This is a genomic window from Pseudomonas sp. LBUM1676, assembly GCF_059695605.1.
This window is the reverse complement of sequence record NZ_CP166777.1, coordinates 3,411,987-3,437,289: the sequence shown is the minus strand read 5'-3', so window position 1 is coordinate 3,437,289 and position 25,303 is coordinate 3,411,987. Positions and strand designations below refer to the sequence as shown.

The following is a 25,303-nucleotide window of genomic DNA, read 5'->3' as shown; positions in this document are numbered from 1 at the left end:
AAAAACCGGCGCATTACGCGCCGGCTTAAGACTCAGAATGGATAAGGCTGGTTGGAGGGTTCAACCGTGACCCACTTGACCTCGGTAAACTCCTCGATGACTGCGCTGCCATCGAAGCGGCCGTAACCGCTTTTCTTCATTCCACCGTAGGGGGCCTGCGGTTCGTTTTGCACGGTGGCACCATTGATGTGAACGCAGCCGGCATCCAGTCGGCTCGCCAACTCCAATGCCCGTGTGACATCGCGACTGAATATTGAGGAGGAAAGACCGTAGGCGGTGTCGTTGGCCACCTGCAGCGCCTGCTCGGCGCCTTTTACCCGGACGATCGTTGTCACCGGGCCAAAGGTCTCTTCGTCGTAGATCGACATCTCACGGGTCACCCGATCGACCAGTGTCGGGCCCATCAGGGCATTTTCCGCCAGGCCGCCAGCAACGATGTCAGCACCCTTGCCAATGGCGTCGTCGAGTAAATGGTTGATCCGTTGGACCGAGCCTTGGCCGATCATCGGGCCAATCACGCAGCTTGGAGTCGTAGATGGCACGCCGGTCTCCAGCGACCGCACGCGTTCTGCGAAACGGGAAACGAATTGGTCGGCAACCGCTTCATCGACCACGAAACGCTCGGTCGACATGCAGATTTGTCCCTGGTAAAGGAATGCTCCGAAAACGGCAGCGTTGACTGCCCCGTCGATATCCGCGTCATCCAGAACAATGAAAGGGGCTTTGCCGCCTAGCTCCAGGAGGCAGCGCTTGAGATGACTGGCACAGGTCTGGGCAATCATACGGCCGACCTTGGTCGAGCCGGTGAAATTCACTCGACGCACAATGTCATGCGCTACCAGCGCTTCAGTCACGGCAGACGCGTCCTCTGGCGCGCTGATCAGAAAGTTCAACACGCCCGCAGGCAGACCGGCATCGTAGAACGCTTCCGCCAGCAATGCATGCGTACGTGGGCTGCTTTCCGAACCCTTGAAAATCACCGTGTTGCCACACGCCAGTGGGTAGGCAATGGCGCGTGCGCCAAGGATAACCGGACCATTCCAGGGCACGATGCTCAGTACCGCGCCCACCGGCTGGCGCAACGTCATCGACAGAGCGCCTGGCTTGTCGGTAGGAATGGTTTCGCCTTTGATTTGTGTGGTCAGGGCCGCAGCTTCACGCAGCAGGTTGGCCGATGCGCCCACGTTGAATTGTGCCCACAGTTGCGAAGCGCCAATCTCCTCGGCCATGACCGAGCAGAATTGCGCCATTTTCGATTCCAAGGCATCAGCTGCCGCCAGCAGAATACGTCGGCGCTCCGTTGGGCCGGTTCTAGACCACGTCCGGAAAGCGCGCTGGGAAGATTCGGCGGCACGGATGGCATCCTCGACGCTGCAGGCTGCCCCCACGCTCACGGTCGCGGCACTGAGCGGATCGACACGTTGGAAAGTCTTGCCATTGGAGGCGTCGAGTTTTTGATTGTCTATCACGAGTTGAACGGTCATTGCGGGTTCCTTTAAAAATGGAAAAAGTCAGACCGAAGCAGGGACTGGCATGCGAAGGATCGGTTTGATGGTGACACCGCGCTCGCTATCGGCCATCGCCTGGTTCACCTCATCGAACGCGTAAAACTTGCAAAGCTTGTCGAAGGGGAATCGGCCCTGCAGATAGAGATCAACCAGCTTTGGAATAAAGGCATTGGCAACAACATCGCCTTGGACGATGCCCATGATCCGCTTGCCGGGAATCATCACGTCATTGATATTGAAGGCCACCTCGGTGCCGACTTTGGTTGCGCCGACGATGCCACAGGTACCAAGCGTGGTGAGTGCGTCGATCGCCTGGCGCAGAACTTCGGGGCGACCGGAGCATTCGAGGCTGTAATTGACACCGCCCTGGGTGATGGCCTGAATACGTTGAACCGGATCTTCTTCGCGGCTGTTGATGACATGGGTGGCCCCCAGTTCGCGCGCCAGTTCCAGCCGACTCGGGGTGACGTCCACAGCAATGATGGTCGTAACGCCTGCGACCTTCGCAGCCATTACCGCCGCCAGGCCGACCGCGCCCGCGCCAAAGGCGGCGAAGCTTGATCCGGCCTCAACCTTGAGTGCATTGAGCACCGATCCTGCGCCCGTCTGGATGCCGCAACCCAGTGGGCCCAACAGCTCCAGTGGCGCCTGTTTAGCCACCTTCACCACGTTGCGCTCATTGGCGATCGTATAAGTGGAAAACGAGGATTGGCCGAAGAAATGGTCGTGAATGGCGTGATCGCTGCCACATGCGCATGCGGAGCTACTGCCATCGAGTCGGCCGCCACCGAAATTCAGCGGGTGCATGTGCGTACAGTGGGCTGGGTGGCCCGTTTCGCATGGCAGGCAAAGGCCGCATGACATGTACGTCATCACCACGTGATCGCCCGGTTGTACCGTGGTGACTGCAGAACCGACCGCATCCACGACACCCGCACCTTCATGGCCGAGAATGATCGGCAGTGGTGTAGGAAACAGCTGGTCTCGCACCACCATGTCCGTGTGGCAGACGCCTGTGGCGACCACACGGACGCGCACTTCGGTAGGTCGAGGAGCCTCGAGCAGGACATCCTCAATCTGCAATGGGGCTCCGGAGGTGCGCAGCACTGCGGCGCGGATGTTCATCGATTGTGCATCGGTCCGGGACATCGTTGTCTCCTTGAAGTGGTTCGTCAAAGCCGAGAAAACGTCGGCTTGTCAGGTAGACTGCAACGCTCGCGGGCGTTGGCTGCGATGGGCTGCTTCAACGCTCGCGGCCGGACGCAGGCTGAAATTGAACGTCATCTCGGCAAAGCGTCCCGCCACGCCCATGGATGCGGCCCGTGCCTCGTCATCGACGAAACTGACATCGCCAATCAGTCCGTCGCGTGTCGCGTAGGCGAAGTCGTCCCACAGGTACTTGTCATTCGACAGGTTGATCTGCGTGGTCAGATGTTCATGCCCCGGGGCAGAGATGAAAAAGTGGATATGCGCAGGTCGCTGGCCGTGGCGACCCAACTGATCGAGGCATTCCTGAGTAGGGCCGGCCGGATCGCAACCGTACCCTGAAGGCACGATGCTGCGAGCCCGATAGCAACCAGTGGCGTCCGTGAGAATCCGGCGGCGCAAATTGAATTCAGACTGGCTCTTGTCGAAGTATGAGTAGTTGCCCTGGGTGTTGGCTTGCCACAAGTCAACGGTGGCTCCCGCGATCGGCTGACCGTTCAAGTCGGTGACGCGCCCCTCCAGAAACATCACCGTTGCTGTGCCGTCCTCGCTTCCATCATCCATTCGAGTTTGGTACTCACACAGTGGGGCGCCTGCTACGTACAACGGACCTTCAATCGTCCGCGGTGTGCCACCGGTACGACCCGCTTCGGCATCCCTGGCATCGGCCAGCAGATCGAGGAAATGTTCGATGCCTAGCCCGGCGACCAACAATCCTGCTTCGTTTTTGGCACCCAAGCGGTTGACGTAGTCCACCGCCCCCCAGAATTCATCGTCGCTGATCTGCAGATCTTCGATCACTTGGGCGACTTCCTGCAGCAAACGTAAAACGATCTGCTTGCGGCGTGGATCGCCTTCGTTGTTGTCCAGGCCCGAGGCTTGTCGGAAAAATTGCTGCAGTTTCGGCAGTTGCGAAATTTTCACTGTCATTTTGATTCACCGGATCTTATTGGTATTCACGAACGAAGAGAGCCGCTGGAGGCTCTCTGCGTGCATGTCGGTTCGTCAGGCGAGCGCTCGCCAACCCAATTGGGCACGAGCCTCTTGAAGGTCGGACTGCATGTCGTGATTCCACAGCCAGTCGAACCGCTCTGCGAGGGTCTTGCCCAGCAGTTTTTCGTCACCGGCTACAGCTGGATCACGCAGTTCATACAGCTCCCCGGCTTCCCAGGAAGTACGCTGCACACGGCAGGCACGTGGACGACGGATTGCGTCGTAAGCCGCAAGCACCGCTTGTGGCTGGCTGTCCAAAACCTGCGGGTCGGCCAGCAATCGGGCCAGAAGCCAGGCGTCTTCCAGGCCCTGACCTGCGCCGGCACCCTGGTGCGGCAACATGGCATGCGCGGCATCGCCGATCAGCCCGACGCGACCGTGCACGTAGCCTGGCAACTCATCGAGCTCATGCAGTGCCCAAAGGGTAGGTGCCGGAATGCATTCGAGCAGCACCCGTGCAGCGTCTCCCCAATGATTGAAGGCAGAGAGCATTTCTTCCTGGCTGGCATTGCGCACCCACGGACAATCGCTTGGCCAGGTTGGATCAGGGCGACTGCGATCGGAAATGAAGGCCACAACGTTGATAAGCCGACCTTGTTTGACGGGGAATGTCAGGATATGAGCATCAAGCCCCAGGTACATCTGCGGGACGTCGACCAAATGCTCATCAACACCCCGAGCCCGGTAGGCTGCACGCAGCTGTTGGCTGTCGATCATCCCTCGGTAGGCGCAAGTACCACTGAAACGCGGTGCCACCAGGGGTTGGCCAAGACCGGTAAGAACATGATCACGAATTGAAGACTTGATACCGTCCGCGGCGATCAACAGATCGCAGCGATGCTCGGTGCCATCAGTGAACAGTACCCGGGCCTGTCCCGCATCCTGCTCCACGCTGACGGCGCGCTTGCCGAACTGGGCGATCCCTTCGGGCAACTGACTGGCCAGAGCATCGAGGAAGTCAGCACGGTGTACCGAAGACTGCCCTACCCCTTCAGCCAGGCTTGCGCCCAAATAACCGGCATCTTCACCACGACGCCATTCGAACCAGATGTCCTGCCACGGATCCTGCGTCTGGTCGGCAATCTTGCGGTAGGGTTCGGCAATACCCAGACCCGCGATGGCTCGAACAGCGTTGGCGCCGAATGAAACACCCGCTCCGACCTCGCCAAAGGCAGGAGCTGCTTCGAACAACTGCACGTTCAGGTGGAAATGACGGCACAGGTCCAGGGCCAGAGCCACGCCGGCAATACCGCCGCCAACAATACCGATTTGCAGTTTGGATTGAGAAGTACGCATAGCAAGTTACCCATGAGGCTGATTGTTATTGGTGTAGCCAAATCATCGCCAACCGAGCGCTATTGATAAATACCGCAAATACCATATTGACCATCACCAACGTGAATACTACTTCGCGGGACAAGCAGTCATTGGCCACGCTAACCTGCCTTGGCCATCGTTACTGCGACACGGATTGCCTGGATGAAGCGGGCTGACGGCTTGAAGCGTTCTGAATCAGAAAGACCAGAATGGCGACGGCCCCAGCGCGACCGACGCCCATCGCCCAACCAAGTCCTGTGGACCGTATATGAGCGGGGTAATACTGCACCGTGCAGGCGTTGGCCAAAATCTGCGTACCGATGGTGCACGCGCCCGCAATGGCGATGAGCAAATAGAGGAACGGTAACGGTCCCTTGAGCGCCAACAGACTCAGAGCGAGCGCTCCGCAACTGAAAAACCCGAACAAGACCTTGGCGATACCAATCCGGTCTCCCAGCCATCCACCGGCTATCGCTCCAATGATTGCGCCGACGTTTAGCACCAGCACAAACGCCAGGCTGGAGTTCAATCCATAGCCTGCGGCAGTCATGAGCTTGGGCAGCCAGGAACTCAGCGCATAAACCATCAGCAAACAACAGAAAAACGCCAGCCATAGCATGAAGGTGTTCAACTTGCGCCCGTCCTGGAACAGCTGGGCAATCGACACGGTCGTGCCTTTGGCGACCATTTGGTTCAACTAGTCGTTTGCGCTCGGTTCATAAGAGGGTGCGGCTTGTGCCAAAAGGTTTTGGGCCTTAACGGTTTGCCCAGTGCGCAGGAATGGAGCCCACGCCCTATGCGCGGCAGTTGACTGAGCCGGTTGCATTGGCTATTCAGACCTTGCGTGATGCACTGAGCAGACAGGACACGTTCGATCCGCTCAACAGCAATCGGCGATTTACCATGGCAATGACTGACATTGGTGAAATCTACTTCATGCCGCGGCTGATGGACGCTCTGGCTGAACGTGCTCCGGGTTGCCTGGCATGCTCGATATAACAAGGATCCCTCCAATCGTTGGCTGCGCCAGCTGATGTTTGAATTGTTTTCTGATTAAGCCACCTGAGCGAGTAGCGCTACGACGCTAAAGCAGGATTCTTCAACGCCTGGGCATAAACGTTCAATACTCATGCCGGCTGTCATTCCATGCTTCAACCTCAAAACAAAAAAAATAATGAGGAGATGGCAATGGCACACCCAGACATCCGTAATATTGTGGTTACAGACAGCCCTGCTGCGGCACTCTACCAGCCTGGCCGGATCGGCTCCCTGCACTTGCGCAACCGCTTTGTGCAAGCGCCGATCTTTACTCAGTTCGCCAGTACTTTCGGTGAGGTTGACGACAAGCTCATCGAATACCATCGGGCCCGCGCCCGTGGTGGAGTTGGTTTAATCATCACCGAGAACACCTCGATTGATTGGGAAGTCGGGCGCACAGCGGGCCACCCGATGCGCATTGACCACGACAGGTTCATTGGCGCACTCAGCAATCTGGTCGACGCCGTCCACGGTGAAGGCGCGAAGATTGCTGTGCAACTGCACCACACCGGACGCCAGAATTCCCAGGGCAATACTGAACGCAACGAACCACCACTCGCGCCGACAGCGGGCATAACTAGCGCGTTTGGCACACCGCCGCGAGCAATCGAAGAACATGAAATTCCCGGGCTGATCGACAAGTACGTCCAAGGTGCCCGGCGCGCGGTTGCAGCCGGTTTTGATGCTGTTGAGCTGCACGGCGCGCATGGCTATTTGCTTGGCCAGTTTCTCTCCCCTTTCACCAACAAGCGCACCGACCGTTGGGGCGGATCCTTGGAAAACCGTGCCCGTTTCGCCCTCGAAGTCGTGCGCGGGGTTCGCGAACAGGTCGGTGCAGACTTTCCGATCCTGTATCGCCTGAGCGTGATGGAACCTTACGAGGGCGGCCTCTCGCTGGAAGATGGCCTGGCCTTTTGCGAAATGCTCGAGCCTTACGTTGACGCACTGGATGTCAGCGCCGGGAACTACGACACGGCGATGACGTTGCTGCCCATGGTCCCGCCAGGCTCGCTGGTCAATTACGCCAAGCTTGTCAAACAGCATGTCTCGATCCCGGTCATCGGCGTCGGTCGCCTCACTTGGTTGTTCGACGAGATGGCGCAAGCAGTGTCCGATGGCGAACTCGACTTTGTGGCCCTGGGACGATCTGGCCTTGCCGACCCCGACACGGTTAACAAGACACGGCGCGGACAACCGCAGAGTGTTCGCCGCTGCCTGGCAGTCAATGAATGCATCTCACGATGGATGTTCAACGGCAAGGGCACCCAGTGCGTGATAAACCCTACCCTCGGCCAAGAGCGCAGGGCGAGTGACGCTCGTCGCCCTGCTTCCAGTCAGCAGCGTGTACTTGTCGTCGGTGGCGGGCCGTCCGGCTGTGAGGCCGCGATCCTGGCCGCTGAGCGCGGACACCGTGTGCGGTTGGTCGAGAAAGCGGATCGCATCGGCGGCCAGCTTCATGCCTGGGCCGCTGCGAGCCCGTTTCGCATGGAGGTCAAGAACATGATCCGGTTTTACGAAACCGAACTCGAACGCGTGGGCGTCGACGTGCAGTTCAATACCGATGCAGCCGATGTCGACTTGACCGCATGGGACACGGTATTGCTTGCCACCGGTACCGTGGCCGTGGACCACGGTCCGGATGTTGCCAACATGCTGGCAAACGGGGATCTGCCAGTGGCTGACGAAGTCACCGTGTTTGGTGAAACCGAGACTGCAATGTTCGCTGCCTTGTGGATGGCCGAACAAGGCAAAAAAGTCAGCCTTGTTTCACCCGCTGAAATAGTGGGAGTCGATACCAACGATATGCAGCGCGACCATCTCACCGGCCTTCTCAAAGGCCTGGACGTATCGATTTGCACAGCAGGCGCGGCGCCCGATTACGGCTGCGTAGTGAGGGCGACGCCCCGTAATGCTTCGACTGTCCTGGAGGCGTCGGTCGATGACATTCGCGTCCATAGCATCGGAACGAGGTCCCGTGGCGGACGGATGTATGAGGCGACCCAGTCTGGATTCTGGGCGGCAGCGAAAATAGGAGAGTTGGCATGAACGTTCGCGCAATCGAACACGTAGGCATCACCGTTCCCGATATGGAAGCGGCAACCCAGTTCTTCGTCGAGGCCTTTGGTGCCGAAAAGCTTTACGACATGCTTGACGCGCCCTTGGGAGGACCTGAAGTGGAGTCGGGACTCGGCATTGCAACCGGTGCAGTGATTGCCGCAATCCGCATGCTTCGCCTCGGCAACGGCCCCAATCTGGAGCTGTTTTCCTATACCGGAGTGCGGCAGTCGCAGCCTGTGGTTCCAAGCGACTTGGGAATTCAGCACATCTGCATCTACGTTGACGATATCGACGCCGCCGCCGATCGCCTGCAGAAGGCCGGTGGCGTCCTGCTCAGCCGCCCTGGCGACCTCCCGGGCGGTGACGCCGGGGAAGGCAATCGCTACGTATACACCCGCACGCCTTGGGGAAGCACCATTGAATTGGTGACTTACCCCTCGGCGCAGGCCTACGAGCGTCACACCCACCTGCGCCGCTGGAGACCGGGTTTGACCGAGCCGAGCGGTCACGAAACCCAGGTGAAGTAAGAACAGGCTGGCCAGACGATCGGGTGCAAATCCCCCGATCGGTGGCAGGCCTGTTTTGCGTACAAACCTGAAGGATGTGTTAGTTTTTGAATGTCACAAAAACTGCCAAGTGCTGATAAAAGACTCCACTGCCAATACCAATAAAAAGGGAGTTGTGATGAGTGCCATCCTTCTAACGCCAGAAAAAATGCTGGACGTTATCCCTGGTGAAGTTACGATCAAGGGTACCGTCGAGACTGCACCCGATAACGGCATGTCAATTCGGGGCTACCGCTTCGACAAAACCGAAGTGCGCATCCCGTGTATGCGAGACTACGAGTTGGTGAGATGGAAATCAGGGACATCCAATCTGGGTTTCCATGATGGCAAGCATTGGCAAAGATGGTCGGTTGGTGATAACGACGTGACCATTTTGACCCGAGGCGAATCATCCAGGTGGTACTGGATGAACGATATCGAGGTCAGTCATATCTACATCTCGCAAGCAATGATGGCCAAGGTCGCCAACGAAGTCTTTCAACAGGATGTTGACCGGGTTTTTGTCGACCATTGCCCCATCGTTAACGACGCGACCCTCTCCAGGCTCATGGCCGCCTATGAAATCGAATGCCTGAGCGCTGAACCGGGCAGCAGCATCTTCGCTCAGACGCTGGAAATACAGATGTGCATTCATCTGCTGCGCCAGTATGTGCGGTGTGATCTCAGAGACAACGATCAAGCGTCTCGCCTGACAAATCTCAAACGCGACAAGCTTCAGCAATACATCGACTCACACCTGTCCTGCCCGATTACCGTCAAAGACATGGCTGCCATCGTCGACCTGAGCCCGTCGTACTTTGTACGGGTGTTCGGGGCTGTGTACGGGGTCTCGCCCCATCAGTACGTTCAGTCGCGCCGCTTGAAAAAAGCTGAGCGGATCCTGTCTACAGTGCGTGATGTCCCGTTGAAAGCGGTGGCCATGGACTGCGGGTTCTCGGACCAGAGCCACATGACTCGACTGTTCCAGGAAAAACTGTCCATGACACCCAAGCAGTACCGCGAGAAAAACGTGTCCAGGCTTTTTTGCTCCTCGGCCTTGCAGTAACGTGCAGCACCTTCGTCGCACTGCAAGGACCTGTCCGTAAGTGAAATTCCATCAAATCAAGGCACTGGTAGCTATCCACCAAACCGGAAGCATCAGTGAAGCCTCCCAAATACTGCATGTCACCCAGCCAGCCATCAGCCGATCGATCAAGGACCTGGAGAGCGAACTGGGTCTGGCTCTGCTGCAGCGCTCTCACAGGGGAATGTCGCTCACCGATGAAGGCCGGCGCATCATTCGCCATGCACAGTTGACCGTCGAGAGCATGCGACGCCTGCAACTGGAGGCGGAAAACATCAGGGATATGCAAGTCGGTGAGGTCACCGTCGGTGTCACTTCCCTGACATCTGTGCTCAAGGGGCTGGGAGAATGCATCGCTGGTTTCCAGACGAAGAATCCGCGTATTCGCATCCGCCTGGTGGACCTTCGTCCCAACCAGATGCTACAGCGCCTGCGGGACGGTACGCTGGATTTCGCTATCACCTCGCAACAGCATACGCAGAGACTTAACCTGGATTGGGAAGCTTTGAGCCGCATGAAGGGAGTGGTGGTCTGTCGAAAAAACAATCCTCTGCGCCACTCCCGCTCACTGCGTCAGTTGCAGTTTGCGAACTGGATCAGCCTCGATGCCATCGACGATCACTCGTCTCAGTTCTATCAAATGTTCGAAGACAACGAGATTCCTCCACCGCAGCGGATCACCGAGTGTTCATCGGTATTGCTGGCGCTTGATCTATTGCACCACGCCGATGCATTCATGACGCTCAGCGAAGCCGGAATGGAAAATACGCTACCCAAGGCGCTCAATGAAGACCTGATACAGGTCAAGATCGAAGAAATCATTCCTGAGTATCCCATCTACCTGGTGTGTATTGATCGCAACGCTCTGACAACGACGGCTCGCGACCTTTACTATGCGATCAAGGGCGTGATCTCTGTGAATCAGTCAATGGACTCCTCGTGCTAACGCGGACTCGACAAACTTAAGAAAAATGCAACGATATGCCTAGTGGTTAAGTCTGGCTCGTTTCCGGGGGCCAGCGACCATAGCCTCGCTATTATTGGTCTGAAACCTTGCAATTGCCCGCTCCGCAGCCTGATACGACGACCAAGTCACTGTCATCAAACAGTGCGTGTGATCGATAATCGGGCAACATCGCACCGAATTGACAACCTCTTCCGCTTGGGCGGCCAAGCATCATAACTAACGGTTAATCATCGAACAAAAGCGCAAGTGCGCAGTGACAGCGTTTGCCGGATATTCGGGCAACAATAAAACTGTCACAGGAAAAATCGATGACTACTTTGCATGCGCCCCCTCTCCCCTGCACCGCTGCTCCACCCGTGAACGGTTCCAGGAAAGCCACAGTTGCTTGCGCTCTAGGCAATGCCCTGGAGATGTATGACTTCACAATTTACAGTTTCTTCGCTGTCGTAATCGCAAAGAATTTCTTTCCTGCACAGTCGGCAACGGCATCGCTACTGATGTCTTTGGCCACCTTTGGCGTGGGTTTCCTCATGCGCCCGGTGGGTGCTGTGGTGATTGGGCGCTTTGCCGATCGACGTGGCCGCAAATCTGCATTGAGCCTCACAATCAGCCTGATGACAGTCGGCACTGCAATGATTGCCTTCGCGCCGTCGTATCAGGACATTGGCTTGTTCGGCACGTTGATGCTGGTGGCTGGCCGCCTCATGCAGGGCTTTTCTGCGGGAGGTGAAGTCGGGACCGCGTCGGTGTATCTGATGGAGTCCAGTGCCACGGCAAACCGCTGTCGTAACGTCAGCTGGCAGGCAGCCAGCCAAGGCTACGCGGCCATGGTCGGTGCCGGACTCGGTCTACTGCTAAACAACACGTTGAGTGCCGAGGACCTTGAAAACTGGGGCTGGCGCATTCCCTTTTTACTGGGGCTGCTCATCGGTCCGCTAGGCTGGTACATTCGTCGCTTCCTGCCGGAAACCCACGAAGCCCAACCGGCCAAACGCGACGGTCGGCTGCGCGACCACATCGACCTGCGCCACACCCTGCTGGCGATCGGCCTGATGGCCAGCGCTACCATTGGCATATACCTGTTCATTTTCTACATGCCTGCCTACCTGACTGTCACCCTGGGCTACCCGCAACGTAGTGCCTTGGTTATCGCCTGTGTAGCAAGTGCCTGCCTGGCTGTCATCACGCCACTGGCCGGTCGCTTTGCCGATCGCCATGGCCTGCGCAAGAAGCTGCTGGTCTGGACGATAACCCTGCCCGTGCTACTGGCGTGGCCAGCCTTCTACTTGCTCAGCTTGAGCACCAATTTGTTTGTGGCGATGTTCGTCATTGCGATTCTGGTACTGCCAGGCTGCATCGGTTCGGGGGCGTTCTTCGCCCTGATCATGGAAGCCTTTCCAAAAAATCGCCGTGCCCTGGGCACCGCGGTCAGCTACAGCTTCGGCGTCACCTTGTTCGGCGGTTTTTCCCCGTTGATCGCCACGTGGCTCACGGCGGCCCTGGATAACCCCCAGGCGCCAGCACTGTACCTACTCGTCGGCGGCGCCATCAGTCTGGCGTGCCTGGCTGTATTCCCCGAAAACCCTGGTCGGGAGTGACCTGATGAATGCATTGACTCAAACCGTTGGCGAACTGGACCTGGATGCTTTTATCCAGCTGCGCCGGGACATCCACCAGAACCCTGAACTGGGCGCGCATACCCCGCTGACCGCCGGGTTGGTGGCCAGCAAGCTCGAAAGCTGGGGCTACGAAGTTCATCGCGGTATCGGCGGACATGGCGTGGTCGGCGTACTGCGTCGAGGCAGCGGCACTCGCCGATTGGGCCTGCGTGCCGACATGGATGCCCTGCCAATGCAGGAAAATAACCGCTTCGACCACGCCAGCCGGATCGAGGGCCGCATGCACGCCTGCGGCCACGACGGCCACACTGCCATCCTGCTGGCAGCCGCATGGCGAATCGCTCAGTCGTCTGACTTCAATGGCACGCTTAACCTGATATTCCAACCTGACGAGGAAGGTCTGGGTGGAGCCAAGGCCATGATGGACGACGGCCTGTTCACACGTTTTCCGTGCGACGCGATCTTTGCCTTGCACAACTTGCCGGGCATATCGCTGGGCACCGCGGTGGTCCAGGCCGGTCCGACCATGGCCTCATCGGAATGCGTGCGTGTGTTGATCAAAGGTCGCGGCGGTCATGGCGCAATGCCCGAACGCACTGTCGATCCGATACCGGTGCTGGCCAGCCTGATCAACGCGATCCAGACAGTGAAGTCGCGCAATCTCTGTGTTGATGAACACGCCGTGATCAGCATCGGCATGATCGAAGCTGGCAGTGTCTACAACATCATTCCCGACACGGCATCGATGTTGATCAGCGTGCGTACCGACACCGCGCAGACCGAAGGCAAAATCAATCAGCGCCTGGCGGAAATCGCCCAGGGCCATGAATACACATTCGGCGTCAAAATCGAACTTGAAACCACGCAACTGGCGCCAGCGCTGGTCAATACGGCGACGGAAACAGAGATGCTTCGCCAGAGCCTGGCGCCGCTGTTCAAGTCCGGCCACTTGTTGCCGCACGCGGCGAAGATCATGGCGACAGAAGATTTCGCCTGGATGCTGACCGAAGTGCCCGGCTGCTACTTCTTCCTGGGTAACGGCGAAGGCGAGTTTCATGGCTGCTCAGTGCATAACCCCCACTACGACTTCAATGACGAGCTGATTCGCATCGGCTCCGACTGCTGGCTGAAACTTGTGAAGGATTATCTCAACTGAGGTCGCAGGCTTGGGTTCACATTTTCATCGATGTTTTATGACTTCAAAGTGCTCGAGGCGCTGAACCGGCACCCCAATATCTTAACGACCACCATCAGGCCGCTGCGGCCTGATGGGCAAGTCGGGCCACGCCCTGCCCGCGCAAAAACTTAATAACGATGACTCGGCGACTTACTTCTTATCTGCCCTAAAAACAACAACAGGCAAAGTCTATGTATCGCACAGATAATTTGGCGTTATTCACCGTCGGCTCGCTGGCGGCCGCAGTTTGTACTTCCCAGGTCCATGCCCAGGAACAAGGTTTTCTGCAAGACAGCTCACTGACGCTAAATACCCGTCAGTGGTACTCACACGAGGTCGGCCACAAGGCCACTTATTTCAAACTGCAAACACCCGACGGGGTCCGCAAGCTGCGTGACCGTACCGCCTGGCTGGAAGGCATCAGGCTTGACTTCGTCTCCGGTTTTACTGAAGGACCGGTAAAGTTTGGGTTGGATCTTTCGACCTTCTCGGCAGTGGCGCTGGAACGCAGCCGAAAAGCGGCGGCAGGCGGCAGTAATCGACTGTTGGTGAACCAAGACGGCGATGTGGTCGATGACTGGAGCAAACTCGGCATCGCGGCGCTGAAGTTCAAGGTCGCCGACACACTACTCAAGGTTGGCAGGCATCAAGTCAGGACACCGATGATGTCCTACACCGACACCCGTACCTTGCCTTCATCGTTCAATGGGGTGTCCCTGGAAAGTCATGACGTGGAAGGCTTGACGATCAAGTCTGGCTACTTCGACAAGGGCTCGCCGCGTACGGGAGCCGGAAGCCAGGACTTGAGTCCCACTTTCGGTTCGCCCCTGGTCACCAGTGACTTCAACGTTTATGCCGGGGCCGACTATGTATCGAGCGCAGGCTGGCGCAGTAGCGCCTATGTCTCTCGCTTCGACGATATCTGGGATCGCGAGTATTTGGGCCTGGGCATGAAATCCAACTGGGGACCGGTTAACGTCGATGTGCATCTGGACGCCTATAACACCCAGTCGAGCGGTCGCGAAATCGCCGGCAACATCGATCAGCAGGCCTACGGCCTGAGTATCACGCCCCAATGGCGCAACCACTCACTAAAGATCGGCCTGCAACAAATTAAGGGTGATGAGTATTTCGATTATCCCTTCGAATCCAATGCAATCAACCTGCCCAATATAATGATGTCCTTCTTCAACGGCCCAAATGAGCGTTCGATCGGGGTGTTCTACAACAACGATTGGGTCGCTTATGGTCAACCTGGCCTGAAGACTACGCTCTGGTACATCAAGGGCATGGGCATTGATGGCAGTGATTACGACGCAGGACCGAACGGCATTTACAACTCGGTTCTCAAGCAGCGGGGTGAAAGCCACTATGAAGTGGGCGTCAGTGCCAGCTACGCAGTGCAATCGGGCGCCTTGAAGAACATCAGCCTGATCACCAGTTATTCCTCGCACCGTGCCAGTGAATATCAACTGGAAGGTAATATTGATGAGCTTAGGCTTATCGTCAACGTACCGATCAAGGTGTTCTAAGCGAACACGCGGTTGTCGGCCCTATGAAACGGTGAAATAACCGCAAGTGCACAACTGGTCTCTTGCGGCGCCCTCCTGGAGGTTTATTCGACGTGTTCGAACTCAGCCTTTTCGCCTTTGTCGGGAACGGACAGAGGGGTGCCCTCGACACCCGAATAGGTCACTATTACGACTACCGCCTGATTGCCGGTTACGCCGCGATGGCTCGCGCCCACCGACTCAGCGAATGCTTGCCCGGCGTTCACCTTATGCTGTGTCCCCGATTGCCTGTCTTCGATCGTTAATTGCCCTGACACCGACGTGCTCGAGGGGATTTATAAGTAGCTGTTGTGATTCAAGTCGAAGTTACACAGGTTATTCGGTAGTGTGGTTCCCATGGGGGCAACGGCACTGCAAGCCCTCGCGAGCCAGTGAATCAAGCGTGGGCGTGTTGATTTCACCGCCAAAACTGCCAGGGTCGGAGTAACCCAGGTCGTCCGCGACGATCAACAGGATGTTCGGTGGCGTCGACTCGGCAGTGGCGGCCACCGCCAGGCTGCTCCCCAGCGACAGCGCACCAATCAACAGGGTCAAAGGCATTCGTGGGAAAGGCATGTTTTCTCTCTTGTTATGTTCGATGGAGAATCATCGGGTATCCGCTGGCGTTTATTCCTCGAAGATCGCCACCGCGCGCACGAATCCGGCCGACGCGTGTTTGATTTTGTAGGGGAAACACGACACCACGAAGCCATTGGCCGGCAAGGCTTCAAGATTGGCCAGTTTTTCCATCTGCCCGTAGCCGATATCACGCCCGGCCTTGTGCCCTTCCCAGATGATCGACGCGTCGCCGTTGGCGGCGAAGCGCTCGCGGGTGTACTTGAACGGCGCGTCCCAACTCCAGGCGTCGGTGCCGACGACCCGGACACCGCGCTCCAGCAAATACATTGTGGCTTCTCGCCCTATCCCCACACCGGCATCGAGATAGCCTGGCTGACCGAACAATGCGCCAGCACGGGTATTGATCAATACGATATCCAGTGGCTGTAACACATAATCGATACGCGCCAGCTCCGCTTCGATCTCTTGCGCGGTCACCACATGGCCGTCGGGCATGTGCCGAAAATCCAGTTTGACGCCCGGTTGCAAGCACCAATCGAGCGGCAATTCGTCAATGCCGAATGCCGGTTGGCCGCCATCGGTGGTCGATGCGTAATGCCACGGCGCGTCCATGTGTGTGCCGCTGTGGGTGGTGATTTGCAGACGCTCGGCAGCCCATGACTCGTTGCCCGGCATCTGCTCCAGTTGCAGCCCGGGAAACATTGCGGCCATTTCTGGCCAGCCCTGCTGGTGATCCATGTAGTCAATCTTCGGCAGCAACGGTGGCGGATCGGTGTAAGGGTTATTGTCGAGGGTGACCGAGATGTCGACCAGGCGACGCTTAGGCTTGGCTGGCTGCATGAATGGAGTCTCCAGTAATCGATAAATGCCGAGGGGCGGCGGGGTTCAGTGAATTGCGTATCAACGCGGCGGCGTTGCCGTCATGACTGAAACCGGCGGCACGCGCCTGTGGGGTTTTCAGCGGTGGCAGACGCCCGAACAGCGCTTCCAACTGACTGTCGGGTACGTAAGTGATCAGGCTGCGGCGTTCCTGCCCGTAACTCGCCGCCAAGGCATCGACCACTTGGGCAATCGACAGATGCAGCACCGGCAATTGCCACACACGTTTTGATTCGAGTTCGTTGTGATCCAGCTCAGCGGCGTGCATCAGGTTGTTCACGCAACAACGCGCCGACATCCACCAGGCCGTAGCCTCGATGGAAACCGGGCAACGATAGGACTCGCCCTCGGCAAAGGCGCGCAGCACGTCACTCATGAAAGCCGAGCGCAAACCGTTAGGTTCACGCGGACGGGCAACGATGCCGGGCAGGCGCAACGCGCGACCGTCCACTTCCCCACGTCGGGCAAGGTCGACAATGACACTCTCGACCATGGCCTTGTGCGTGCCGTAGGATAGCTCCGGATGCAGTGGTGCCTCCTCGTTCATGCGCAAAGGCAATCCGCCGCCGTAGACCGCCACACTGCTGGCGTACACCACCACCGGTGGCTGGGTTTTGTTGCGCAACTGATCCAGCAATTCGAGGCTCGCCAACAGGTTGACTCGGTACCCCTGCGCGTAATGCTCTTCGGCCGCACCACCGGCGATGCTCGCCAAGTGAAAAACCACATCAATGCCATCGGCCAGCACCCGTCGCATTAACGCGGCGTCGGTAATGTTGCCGCGATGCCGGCGCAAACGCGGATCATCCGGCAGGCCTTGCAACTCAGTGTCCAGCACTAGCAACGAAGCAATGATCCGGCCACGCAATTGGCCCCTTGCCAGCAGGCAGCGCACGAGCTCGCGGCCGACAAAGCCGTTGGCTCCGGTAATCAACACACGCATGTGCCTCTCCTCAGCCTTGGGCCTTGACGACGTATTGTTCAATCGCGCCGAACACCGACTGACCGTCAGCCCCCAGAACGTCCATGTGCACGCGATCACCGAAGCGCATGAAAGCGGTTCGCGGGGCGCCGTACTCGATCATTTCAATGGCGCGCCGTTCGGCAATGCAGGCAGAACCTGCGCTGCGCTCGGCGTTGGAGACCGTACCGGAGCCGATCAATGTGCCGGCACCCAATCGACGGGTCAGCGCGGCATGGGCGATCAACTGGCCAAAGCCGAAGGTCATCTGCCCACCGTGCGGATGACCGAACCACTCGCCATTCCAGCTCACCTGCAACGGCAGATGCACACGCCCGTCGCGCCAGGCATCGCCCAGCTCATCCGGGGTGATTGCCAGGGGGGCGAAACTCGATGACGGTTTAGCCTGCAGAAAACCGAAGCCGGTTTTCATTTCCCGGGGGGCCAGCGCGCGCAGGCTGACGTCGTTGATCTGCAGGATCAGCTTGATGTGCCCAATGGCTTGTTCTGCGCTACAACCCAGCGGCACATCGTCCACCAGCACGACGAACTCGCCCTCGAAGTCGATGCCCTGACTTTCGCTGGGCAGCGCAATGTTGTCGTGCGCGCCGAGGAAATCATCACCAGCGCCCTGATACATCAGTGGTGTGTGTTCAACGCCTTCAATGGGGTCAAGGTTGAAAGCCTTTTGCATCAGCGCGCCATGGCTGAGGAATGCCGAGCCGTCGCACCATTGGTAGGCGCGTGGTAACGGTGCCATGGCCTGAGTCGGGTCAAACGCAAACGCGTCATGTGCATCGCCCGCGTTCAACCGGGTGGCCAGCGCCTGCAAGCGCGGTTCGACGCTGGACCAGTTTTCGATGGCTTGTTGCAGGGTGTACGCCACAGAACCGGCATCCAGCGCCCACTGCAAATCCCGCGAGACGATGACCAGTTGTCCATCGCGATGACCGTTTTTCAGCGTGGCGAGTTTCATGACGATGCTCCTTGCGCAGGGTTCAGTTCAGCGGCAAAGCGTCCATCGAGCAGGATGAACACCATGCGTGCCATGGTTTGGGTGCGGTTGCTCCAAGCGTGGTTGGTGCCCCGTTGCACCACTACGTCTCCGCGCTTGAGGTGCACTTCTTCTTCGTCCAGCACCAGCCAGATCTCACCTTCGGTAACGATTCCGTAGTCGAGGGTTTCGGTGCGGTGCATCAGTTTGTGTTTGCTTGCGCCCTGCCCCGTACCGGCATGCGACTCGCCGATTTCGGCAAATACCGCAGCGGCGTTTTCATCGCTGACGTGGTTCTGGACACTGTCCGGTGGGATGTCGACCACGCGAATCACGCTGCCTTGCGGCCCGGGACTCAGTCGCAGCGGTTGGGCGCTCGGATCACTCGCATTGTCGAGGGGTGCGGGGCTGGTGCCGGTGTTCCACAATTCGTAAAACGTCGTGCCGGGCACGGCCATAAGCGGGAACACATTGGGGGTCGGCCCGCTGCTGGCGACGACGGCCTGGCCTTGAGCGTTGTGGCCGGTGACCACTCTTTTGAACTCGGGAAGCCTATGCATTTAAAGTTCTCGTTCAGTTGTCATCGGCGCATGGGGCAACAATCCGCCGAGCTTGGGGACGGCGAGGCAAAACAGCGCCACCAGTAATTGCAGGCCCCCCACCAGCGCCAAGGCGTGCGGCAGCGCCGAGCTGACACCATGCGTGATGCCAAGCACGACCAAGGGACTGATGAATTCGCCGGCAAAAATCGCTGCGGTGAAACACCCCGCCGCGCGCCCGCGTTGATGAAAGTCGACTTGCGCCATGATCCAGGTGATCAGCGTCGGCAACATCAGGCCGATACCCAAGCCGTTGATCGTCACCGCGACCACCACTTGCAGGTGACTGCCCGCATTGGCCATCAACAAGCCGCCGACGCCCGCCAATGCATAGGCGATCAACAACATGTGCTGCGCACGCATGCCGCTGAACAGGCGAAAGCTCAGCGCCCCGGCCAGCACGCCCAATTGGTTGGCCCCCATGGTCATGCCGATTTCCTGCGGTGCATCCACATGCAGCAGATTGAGCAGATACCCGGCCTGTACCGGCACGATGAACAGGCTCAGGCCGGCCAACAGTGCCAAGGCATACATCGGTGTCAGCGCACGCCATGGGAATTTGTCGGCAAGCGCGCGACGCAGGGGTTGCTCGGTCTGAATGTGCGATTGCGGCTCCCAGAGTTTCCATGCCATCAGCGGCAGGAAGATCAGGCCGACCGCGTATAGCGCGAACGGCGTGCGCCAGTCGTCCTGCCCGAGAAAACCACCCAGCGCGATAAACACCGCCGCGGACAGTGACGTGGCGACCATCTGCAAAGCAAACAAGCGCTCGCGTCGGGCGCCGCTGTAGTAATCACCCATCAACGTGGTGCAGCAGGTCATGATGCCCGCCTCGGCCAAGCCGATACCGGCGCGACTGAGAACGATGGCCGACAAGGATTCGAGCCACAGCGGCAGCACACCGCAGAGCACGTAAAGGCCCATGCTGGCGAGCAACAACGGCTTGCGCCCGAGACGGTCGGCAATCAATCCGGCAAATGGCGCCAACAGGGCAATCACCAGGGCCGGCAATGTCAGCACGATGGGCACCAGCACAGCGCTGTTCTGAACGTCGGCAAAGTGCGCTTGCATGCGCGGTAGCACCGGCGCCAGCAGCACGGCGCCAAGTACCGGCAGGCAACTGCCCAGCAGGAGCAATAGCGATTGCGCCAACCCGGCTTGTCTGCCGGCGTTCACGGCTGAGGTTTCAACGCGCATGGCAACGCTCCTGGGTGTGCAGATGATCGGGATTGGCCGCAACCGCAGTGGCTGCTTTCACCATGTTGAGCACACCGGCAGGCACAACCGCATCGGCTGTCGGGCGACGTACAGGCAGGAGGAAATGCGCCAGCGCCGGCAGCAATACGAGCGCACCGACCATGTTCCAGACGAACATGAACGCCAGCAGTACGCCCATGTCGGCCTGGAATTTGATCGGGGAGAAAATCCACGTCGCCACACCAATCGCCAGGGTGATGCCGGTCAGCATCACCACTTTGCCGGTGGATACCAACGCCAGGTAATAGGCTTCGGACAAGCTCGCGCCGCGACGAAGATGGCCGAGCAAGATACTCATCACGTACAAGGCATAGTCGACGCCGATGCCCACACCGAGGGCGATCACCGGCAGCGTGGCGACCTTCACGCCAATGTTCAGCCAGACCATCAGCACTTCGCAGAGAATCGAAGTGACCATCAGCGGAATCACCGCGCAGAGCGTGGCACGCCAGGAACGGAAGGTGATCAGACACAACACAATCACCGCGCCATACACCCAGAACAGCATCTCGCGGTTAGCCTGTTTGACCACGATATTGGTCGCTGCCTCGATACCGGCATTCCCTGCCGCCAGCAAGAATTGCACCTCATCGGTGTCATTGGCGGCGGCGAACTTTTCCACGTGTTCGACCAGGCGCGTCAGGGTTTCAGCCTTGTGGTCGGTGAGGTAGGCATACAGCGTCAACAGACTGCAATCTTCGTTGTACAAGCCACGCGGTGCGCTGGCGGTGATCATGTTGAGCATCGCCTGATTGTTCTGCAGCTCGTACCACTTGGGGCTGCCTTCACTGAGCCCTACCAGCATGCGGCGATTGAGCAAAGCCAGCGAGTTGGTCGAGTCCACACCCGGCAACGCACGCAGTTGCCAGTCCAGCGCATCGACTTTGGCGAGGATGTCGTAACGCGCACATCTGCCGGCCGGGGTTTTTACCATGACCGCAAACAGGTCGCTGCTGGCGCCGTAATGTCGGGTAAGAAAGGCATCGTCCTGGTTGTAGCGCGAGTCTGCGCGCAGCTCTGGGGCGCCGGCATCGAGGTCTCCGATCTTAAGTTGCAGGCTGACCACAAAACCGGCCACCGCCAAGGCAAGGCTGATGGCGATACACAAACTGGCCCAACGGCGCTGGGTGAACAGGTCAAGAAAGCGCCAAAAGGCGTGTCGGCGCAGTCCGGCCTGCTCGGTTTGTTCGCTCTTTAGGCTTAGCTGCGCGGCACGCGGTGTTACCCCGACGTACGACAGCAGTACCGGCAGCAGAATCAGGTTGGTGAAGATCAGCACTGCCACCCCGATACTGGCGATAACCGCAAGATCCTGAATGACCTGGATCTTGATCAACATCAGTACGGCAAACCCCACCGCATCGCAGAGCAGCGCCGTCAGCCCGGCCAGGAACAGGCGGCGGAAGGTGAATCGCGCGGCCACCACGCGATGCATGCCGCGACCGATGTCCTGCATGATGCCGTTCATCTTCTGCGCGCCGTGACTCATGCCGATGGCAAACACCAGAAACGGCACCAGCACCGAATACGGATCCAACTGATAGTTGAGCAACGGCAGCAAGCCAAGCTGCCAGACCACCGCCACCAAGGAGCAGAACACCACCAGTAAAGTGCTGCGCAGGCAGCGGGTGTACCAGAGCAGCACGGCGGTGGTGATCAGGATGGCTACAGCGAAGAACAGCAGAATCTGTTTCAGTCCGGCGATCAGATCACCGACTTTCTTGGCGAAACCGGTGATGTGAATCTCGATGCCGTCTTTTTGGTAGGTGCTGTGCAGACTCTCCAGTTGCTCGGACAGCGTCGAATAGTTGAGTGCCTGCCCGTCGTTGGTGTTGGCCAGCAACGGTACATAAATGATGCTCGACGTCTGGTCGAACGCCACCAACTGACCCAGTTCATTAGAGCGTTGCACATTGCGCCGCAACGCTTCGAGATTGGCTTGGGTGCCGATGTAGTCATCGGGAATGACCGGGCCGCCGTCCAGGCCATCTTCGGTCACCGCCACCCAGCGTGTGGCCGGTGTCCACAGTGATTTCATGTAAGCGCGGTCGACGCCCGGCAGCAGATAAAGCTTGTCGCTCAGGGCCTGCAAGGTTTTCAGATACTCGGCGTCGTAGATATCGCCGTTGCGGTTCGCCACCACAATGCGCAAGGCATTGCCCAAACCACTGAGCTGCTTCTGATGCTCAAGATAATTGGCGATGTAGGGCTGACCGGTCGGGATCATCTTTTCGAAACTGGCGTTCAACTCGATGCGCGTGGCCTGATAACCGAGCACAAGGGTCGTCAGCACGCACACCAGCAGCACCCACAGGCGATGGTTGAAGAGGGTGCGCTCGACCACCGAACCCGATCGCGGATCGAAATTCGCCAGGCTCGTCGTGGCATTGTCAAATAGCTGCATAACCTCACTCCGAAGCGATAGCGGTTGGCGGCGATACGCGCGTCAATCCGGTGAAACCCGCCAACACCAGGCTGCCGTCCGCGGCCTGAACGACGCTGGCCACCGGCATGCCGAGTGGCTTGCCATAGGGCTTGAGCGTTGTGCCCGGTTGGTCGCCGGTACGAAACAGCGCGCCACCCTGATTGACCAGCAGCAGTTGCCCGTCAGCGGTGCGGATGGCATCGCTGAAGGAAATCGGCATTGGCACCGGCGCTGCCTGAAAACTCTCCCCAAGGTCGTGGGAGACAAACGCATTGCCCTTCAACCCGGCGACCAGCAACGTGCCGTCGTCAGTTGCTTGCAGGGCGAAAAAACTGCCCGCATACGGGCTTTGCAACGCAGTGAACGACTGGCCGGCATCGTCGGAGCGCGCCAGGTACCCCTGCTCGCCAGCGATAAACCAGTGCTCGCCCTGCCGCGCGATGGCATAGAGGTGCGAGCCCGCAGGGTTTTCGATCTGGCCCATGATTGACTGCCAGGTAAGGCCACCGTCGTCGGTCTTGAATGCCAGACCGTAGGCACCGACCACGAGACCATGACGCGTGTCGACAAACTTCAGAGCAAGCAGTGGTTTGTCCGGCCCGTCATTGACTAGACGTTCAGCGGTCAGTACATGCGCATCAGCGGTGTCCTGATCCGCCGCGCCCGGCAGTTGTTGTCGCGTGCGGTCCAGCTCAAGTTGCGCCGCACGCTTGCCGTCCAGTTGCACTGTCCAATGTTCGCCACCATCACGGGACATCAACACGACCCCGGCATGGCCGACGGCCCAGCCCGTCTCGGCATCGGCGAACTGCACCGCCGTGAGACTGACCGACACCGGCACCTGAGCTTGCCGCCATTGAATGCCGTTGTCGTCGGAAAGCAGGACGATGCCCCGCTCGCCCACCGCGACCAATCGCGTCCCCGCACGGGCCAGATCCAGTAGCACCGCGCGTTGCGCTTGCGGCGCCTGCATCGCCGGAGTGTTCAGCGCGTCGCTTACCGCAGTGGCATGCGCCAGGCCCAACGGCAACGCCAGAGCTACCACCACTCGCCATATCAGTTGGCCAACCACCTGACAGATTCTGTTCATATCGACCTCGAAAACCCCTGTGAAACCGGATCACGGCCTACACGCCGTGATCCCGTTCTCGACTCAACGAACCCCGGCACCCGCCATCGCTGCCGGCGAGAACTCCGAAGTTTTGTAGCGATCAACCAGGCCGTATTGCTCAGGCAGACCGGTGTAGACGTTCTGGATGAACCAGGCGCCGGAGGTCAGGTCGTAGAAGCCCGAAGACAGTTGCGCCTGGGCAGGCAGATCCGGCAGCACCGCTGGCAGCGACCACAGGGTTTTGGCCAGTTGTCCGTTGGCGTCCCAGCGATCGCCGAGCATGGCTTGCCAGGTGTCTTCGTCGAGGTAGTAGCGGCCCTTCGGTAATTGGTGACGTTTGCCCGGTGCCAGTTGGGCGTCCACCACCCACACCCGGTGCAACTCCCAACGTACGTAGTCCGGGTTCATGTGATGGGCTAGAAACAGATCTTCAGGCTTGCCGGCGGTCTGCACTTTGTTGGTGTTGTACGGGATGTACATTTCCTGCTTGCCCACCAGTTTCCAGTCGAAACGATCCATGCGGCCCTGGAACACGCTCAGTTCATCGAACGACATCACCCCGGCGGTGGCCGGCGTCGGTGTATCGCAGCAGGCATTCGGCAACTTGCGCACGCGGCGTTGTCCGGTCAGGTAGACGTGCGCCTGGGACTGATCACCGTTGATATTGGTACGACCCATGATTTGCTCGCCGGCACGCAGCGGTGGGCCGACATTGAGCAGACGGAACAGCCAGTAATCCCCGGCAAAAGATTCCGGCGACCCGTCCTGGTAGTAATACGGCATTTCCTGAATGGCCTTGCCGTCGGTGGTCATCACTTGTTTGCCATCGGCGGTCATCAGGTAATGACGAAAATGCATCGACACCGAAGTGCCGCGCCAATTGAGCAGATGGTTCCACATGGCTTCGGCGCCGTTTTTCGGGATCGGGAACGGAATGCCGCCGTAGGCGCCTTCCGGCACCGGGCCGGCGCTGCTATCGACCAGTTTGGCGCGGGTCGCGTTTTTCAGGGTGTTGTCATAGACCCACTGCGGCGCGGCCGCGCTGCGTCGTGTCGGGTAGACGTCGACGCGATAGGTGTCGGGGAAACGCTTGAACATTTCCTTGGTGCCGTCAGTGAGCTTGCCGGCGTACTGCGCCAGGTTTTTCGAGGTGATGCTGAACAGCGGTTTGTCCGCTGCGAACGGATCGCTGCGTTTGCCGCCCTCCTTGAAGGCCGTATCGACCTTGGTGTAACCACCGTCCCAGGCAGGAATCGAGCCATCGGCATTGCCCGCGCGCTCAGCCCCAAAAGGTGTCAGTGACTTGTTCAGTTTCACCGCTTCGTCAGCCGTGGCCGCCGTTGCGCCCTGGCTCAACACCACCAGGTTGCCGAGCAGCGCGAAGCACAAGGCTTTGAGTGTGAACGCGGCATTTTTCTTGTTATGGGTCATGCGCA

The 25,303-nt window shown here is 58.8% G+C and carries 19 protein-coding genes and 3 pseudogenes; 8 read left to right on the top strand and 14 right to left on the bottom strand.

Going from position 1 to position 25,303, the window contains the following annotated elements; genetic code table 11:
• Positions 1-32: 32 nt before the first annotated feature.
• The 5 genes and pseudogenes from ACA041_RS15865 to ACA041_RS15845 form a co-directional block, all read right to left on the bottom strand.
• On the bottom strand, positions 33-1,484 hold the full coding sequence (locus ACA041_RS15865; RefSeq protein ID WP_497433463.1) for an aldehyde dehydrogenase: 1,452 nt from the start codon (positions 1,482-1,484) through the stop codon (positions 33-35).
• A gap of 27 nt (positions 1,485-1,511) precedes the next feature.
• Positions 1,512-2,657, bottom strand: a complete 1,146-nt coding sequence (locus ACA041_RS15860) for an NAD(P)-dependent alcohol dehydrogenase (protein WP_497433456.1) — start codon at positions 2,655-2,657, stop codon at positions 1,512-1,514.
• A gap of 48 nt (positions 2,658-2,705) precedes the next feature.
• Positions 2,706-3,644 (bottom strand): catechol 1,2-dioxygenase, encoded by a 939-nt coding sequence (catA, locus tag ACA041_RS15855; RefSeq protein WP_497433449.1) that lies wholly within the window; start codon positions 3,642-3,644, stop codon positions 2,706-2,708.
• Between the two features lie 75 nt (positions 3,645-3,719).
• Positions 3,720-5,003: a salicylate 1-monooxygenase gene (gene salA / locus ACA041_RS15850; protein WP_497433444.1), complete on the bottom strand. Its 1,284-nt coding sequence runs from the start codon at positions 5,001-5,003 to the stop codon at positions 3,720-3,722.
• Positions 5,004-5,163: 160 nt separating this feature from the next.
• Positions 5,164-5,802: pseudogene (locus tag ACA041_RS15845) on the bottom strand (MFS transporter); the annotation flags it as partial.
• Between ACA041_RS15845 and ACA041_RS15840 the strand changes: the two are divergent.
• From ACA041_RS15840 to ACA041_RS15805, 8 genes and pseudogenes are all read left to right on the top strand, one after another.
• Positions 5,802-6,005, top strand: a pseudogene (locus tag ACA041_RS15840) (LysR family transcriptional regulator); the annotation flags it as partial. The pseudogenes ACA041_RS15845 and ACA041_RS15840 sit on opposite strands and share 1 nt — an antisense overlap.
• 165 nt (positions 6,006-6,170) lie before the next feature.
• Positions 6,171-8,108, top strand: coding sequence for an oxidoreductase (locus tag ACA041_RS15835; RefSeq protein ID WP_497433438.1), 1,938 nt, complete (start codon positions 6,171-6,173; stop codon positions 8,106-8,108).
• On the top strand, positions 8,105-8,647 hold the full coding sequence (locus tag ACA041_RS15830) for a VOC family protein (RefSeq protein ID WP_497433434.1): 543 nt from the start codon (positions 8,105-8,107) through the stop codon (positions 8,645-8,647). The genes ACA041_RS15835 and ACA041_RS15830 overlap by 4 nt, the downstream gene beginning before the upstream one ends.
• Before the next feature lie 157 nt (positions 8,648-8,804).
• Positions 8,805-9,731, top strand: coding sequence for a helix-turn-helix transcriptional regulator (locus ACA041_RS15825; protein WP_497433429.1), 927 nt, complete (start codon positions 8,805-8,807; stop codon positions 9,729-9,731).
• Between the two features lie 40 nt (positions 9,732-9,771).
• Positions 9,772-10,695, top strand: coding sequence for a LysR family transcriptional regulator (locus ACA041_RS15820; protein ID WP_497441979.1), 924 nt, complete (start codon positions 9,772-9,774; stop codon positions 10,693-10,695).
• 329 nt (positions 10,696-11,024) lie between these two features.
• On the top strand, positions 11,025-12,314 hold the full coding sequence (locus ACA041_RS15815; protein WP_497441978.1) for an MFS transporter: 1,290 nt from the start codon (positions 11,025-11,027) through the stop codon (positions 12,312-12,314).
• Positions 12,315-12,318: 4 nt separating this feature from the next.
• Positions 12,319-13,491, top strand: a complete 1,173-nt coding sequence (locus ACA041_RS15810) for a M20 aminoacylase family protein (protein ID WP_497441977.1) — start codon at positions 12,319-12,321, stop codon at positions 13,489-13,491.
• 212 nt (positions 13,492-13,703) lie between these two features.
• Positions 13,704-15,044, top strand: a complete 1,341-nt coding sequence (locus ACA041_RS15805) for an OprD family outer membrane porin (protein ID WP_497441976.1) — start codon at positions 13,704-13,706, stop codon at positions 15,042-15,044.
• 390 nt (positions 15,045-15,434) lie between these two features.
• Here ACA041_RS15805 and ACA041_RS15800 read toward each other — a convergent pair.
• From ACA041_RS15800 to ACA041_RS15760, 9 genes and pseudogenes are all read right to left on the bottom strand, one after another.
• A pseudogene (locus ACA041_RS15800) lies at positions 15,435-15,638 on the bottom strand (arylsulfatase); the annotation flags it as partial.
• A 51-nt stretch (positions 15,639-15,689) separates the two neighbouring features.
• Positions 15,690-16,481 carry a cyclase family protein gene (locus ACA041_RS15795; RefSeq protein ID WP_497441975.1) on the bottom strand — a complete coding sequence of 264 codons (792 nt, stop codon included), beginning with the start codon at positions 16,479-16,481 and terminating at the stop codon, positions 15,690-15,692.
• Positions 16,462-17,463 carry an NAD-dependent epimerase/dehydratase family protein gene (locus tag ACA041_RS15790; protein WP_497441974.1) on the bottom strand — a complete coding sequence of 334 codons (1,002 nt, stop codon included), beginning with the start codon at positions 17,461-17,463 and terminating at the stop codon, positions 16,462-16,464. Before ACA041_RS15790 ends, ACA041_RS15795 begins: the two co-directional genes overlap by 20 nt.
• Positions 17,464-17,473: 10 nt before the next feature.
• Positions 17,474-18,457: a fumarylacetoacetate hydrolase family protein gene (locus tag ACA041_RS15785; protein WP_497441973.1), complete on the bottom strand. Its 984-nt coding sequence runs from the start codon at positions 18,455-18,457 to the stop codon at positions 17,474-17,476.
• On the bottom strand, positions 18,454-19,035 hold the full coding sequence (locus ACA041_RS15780; RefSeq protein WP_497441972.1) for a cupin domain-containing protein: 582 nt from the start codon (positions 19,033-19,035) through the stop codon (positions 18,454-18,456). The genes ACA041_RS15785 and ACA041_RS15780 overlap by 4 nt, the downstream gene beginning before the upstream one ends.
• Positions 19,036-20,271 carry an MFS transporter gene (locus ACA041_RS15775; protein WP_497441971.1) on the bottom strand — a complete coding sequence of 412 codons (1,236 nt, stop codon included), beginning with the start codon at positions 20,269-20,271 and terminating at the stop codon, positions 19,036-19,038. It lies immediately after the preceding gene.
• Positions 20,261-22,735 carry an efflux RND transporter permease subunit gene (locus ACA041_RS15770; protein WP_497441970.1) on the bottom strand — a complete coding sequence of 825 codons (2,475 nt, stop codon included), beginning with the start codon at positions 22,733-22,735 and terminating at the stop codon, positions 20,261-20,263. Before ACA041_RS15770 ends, ACA041_RS15775 begins: the two co-directional genes overlap by 11 nt.
• 4 nt (positions 22,736-22,739) lie before the next feature.
• Complete coding sequence (locus ACA041_RS15765) at positions 22,740-23,846, bottom strand: WD40/YVTN/BNR-like repeat-containing protein (protein WP_497441969.1); 1,107 nt, start codon at positions 23,844-23,846, stop codon at positions 22,740-22,742.
• A 63-nt stretch (positions 23,847-23,909) separates the two neighbouring features.
• Positions 23,910-25,298, bottom strand: a complete 1,389-nt coding sequence (locus ACA041_RS15760; RefSeq protein ID WP_497441968.1) for a DUF1329 domain-containing protein — start codon at positions 25,296-25,298, stop codon at positions 23,910-23,912.
• Between the last annotated feature and the right edge of the window lie 5 nt (positions 25,299-25,303).

What these genes read in the sequence shown, in the direction of transcription:
- ACA041_RS15810 (WP_497441977.1), top strand. Translation starts at nt 12,319, where the DNA reads ATGAATGCATTGACTCAAACCGTTGGCGAACTGGACCTGGATGCTTTT.
- ACA041_RS15785 (WP_497441973.1), bottom strand. Translation starts at nt 18,457, where the DNA reads ATGAAACTCGCCACGCTGAAAAACGGTCATCGCGATGGACAACTGGTC.
- salA (WP_497433444.1), bottom strand. Translation starts at nt 5,003, where the DNA reads ATGCGTACTTCTCAATCCAAACTGCAAATCGGTATTGTTGGCGGCGGT.
- ACA041_RS15775 (WP_497441971.1), bottom strand. Translation starts at nt 20,271, where the DNA reads ATGCGCGTTGAAACCTCAGCCGTGAACGCCGGCAGACAAGCCGGGTTG.
- ACA041_RS15805 (WP_497441976.1), top strand. Translation starts at nt 13,704, where the DNA reads ATGTATCGCACAGATAATTTGGCGTTATTCACCGTCGGCTCGCTGGCG.
- ACA041_RS15865 (WP_497433463.1), bottom strand. Translation starts at nt 1,484, where the DNA reads ATGACCGTTCAACTCGTGATAGACAATCAAAAACTCGACGCCTCCAAT.
- ACA041_RS15780 (WP_497441972.1), bottom strand. Translation starts at nt 19,035, where the DNA reads ATGCATAGGCTTCCCGAGTTCAAAAGAGTGGTCACCGGCCACAACGCT.
- ACA041_RS15770 (WP_497441970.1), bottom strand. Translation starts at nt 22,735, where the DNA reads ATGCAGCTATTTGACAATGCCACGACGAGCCTGGCGAATTTCGATCCG.
- ACA041_RS15830 (WP_497433434.1), top strand. Translation starts at nt 8,105, where the DNA reads ATGAACGTTCGCGCAATCGAACACGTAGGCATCACCGTTCCCGATATG.
- ACA041_RS15795 (WP_497441975.1), bottom strand. Translation starts at nt 16,481, where the DNA reads ATGCAGCCAGCCAAGCCTAAGCGTCGCCTGGTCGACATCTCGGTCACC.
- ACA041_RS15760 (WP_497441968.1), bottom strand. Translation starts at nt 25,298, where the DNA reads ATGACCCATAACAAGAAAAATGCCGCGTTCACACTCAAAGCCTTGTGC.
- catA (WP_497433449.1), bottom strand. Translation starts at nt 3,644, where the DNA reads ATGACAGTGAAAATTTCGCAACTGCCGAAACTGCAGCAATTTTTCCGA.
- ACA041_RS15860 (WP_497433456.1), bottom strand. Translation starts at nt 2,657, where the DNA reads ATGTCCCGGACCGATGCACAATCGATGAACATCCGCGCCGCAGTGCTG.
- ACA041_RS15815 (WP_497441978.1), top strand. Translation starts at nt 11,025, where the DNA reads ATGACTACTTTGCATGCGCCCCCTCTCCCCTGCACCGCTGCTCCACCC.
- ACA041_RS15765 (WP_497441969.1), bottom strand. Translation starts at nt 23,846, where the DNA reads ATGAACAGAATCTGTCAGGTGGTTGGCCAACTGATATGGCGAGTGGTG.
- ACA041_RS15835 (WP_497433438.1), top strand. Translation starts at nt 6,171, where the DNA reads ATGCTTCAACCTCAAAACAAAAAAAATAATGAGGAGATGGCAATGGCA.
- ACA041_RS15825 (WP_497433429.1), top strand. Translation starts at nt 8,805, where the DNA reads ATGAGTGCCATCCTTCTAACGCCAGAAAAAATGCTGGACGTTATCCCT.
- ACA041_RS15790 (WP_497441974.1), bottom strand. Translation starts at nt 17,463, where the DNA reads ATGCGTGTGTTGATTACCGGAGCCAACGGCTTTGTCGGCCGCGAGCTC.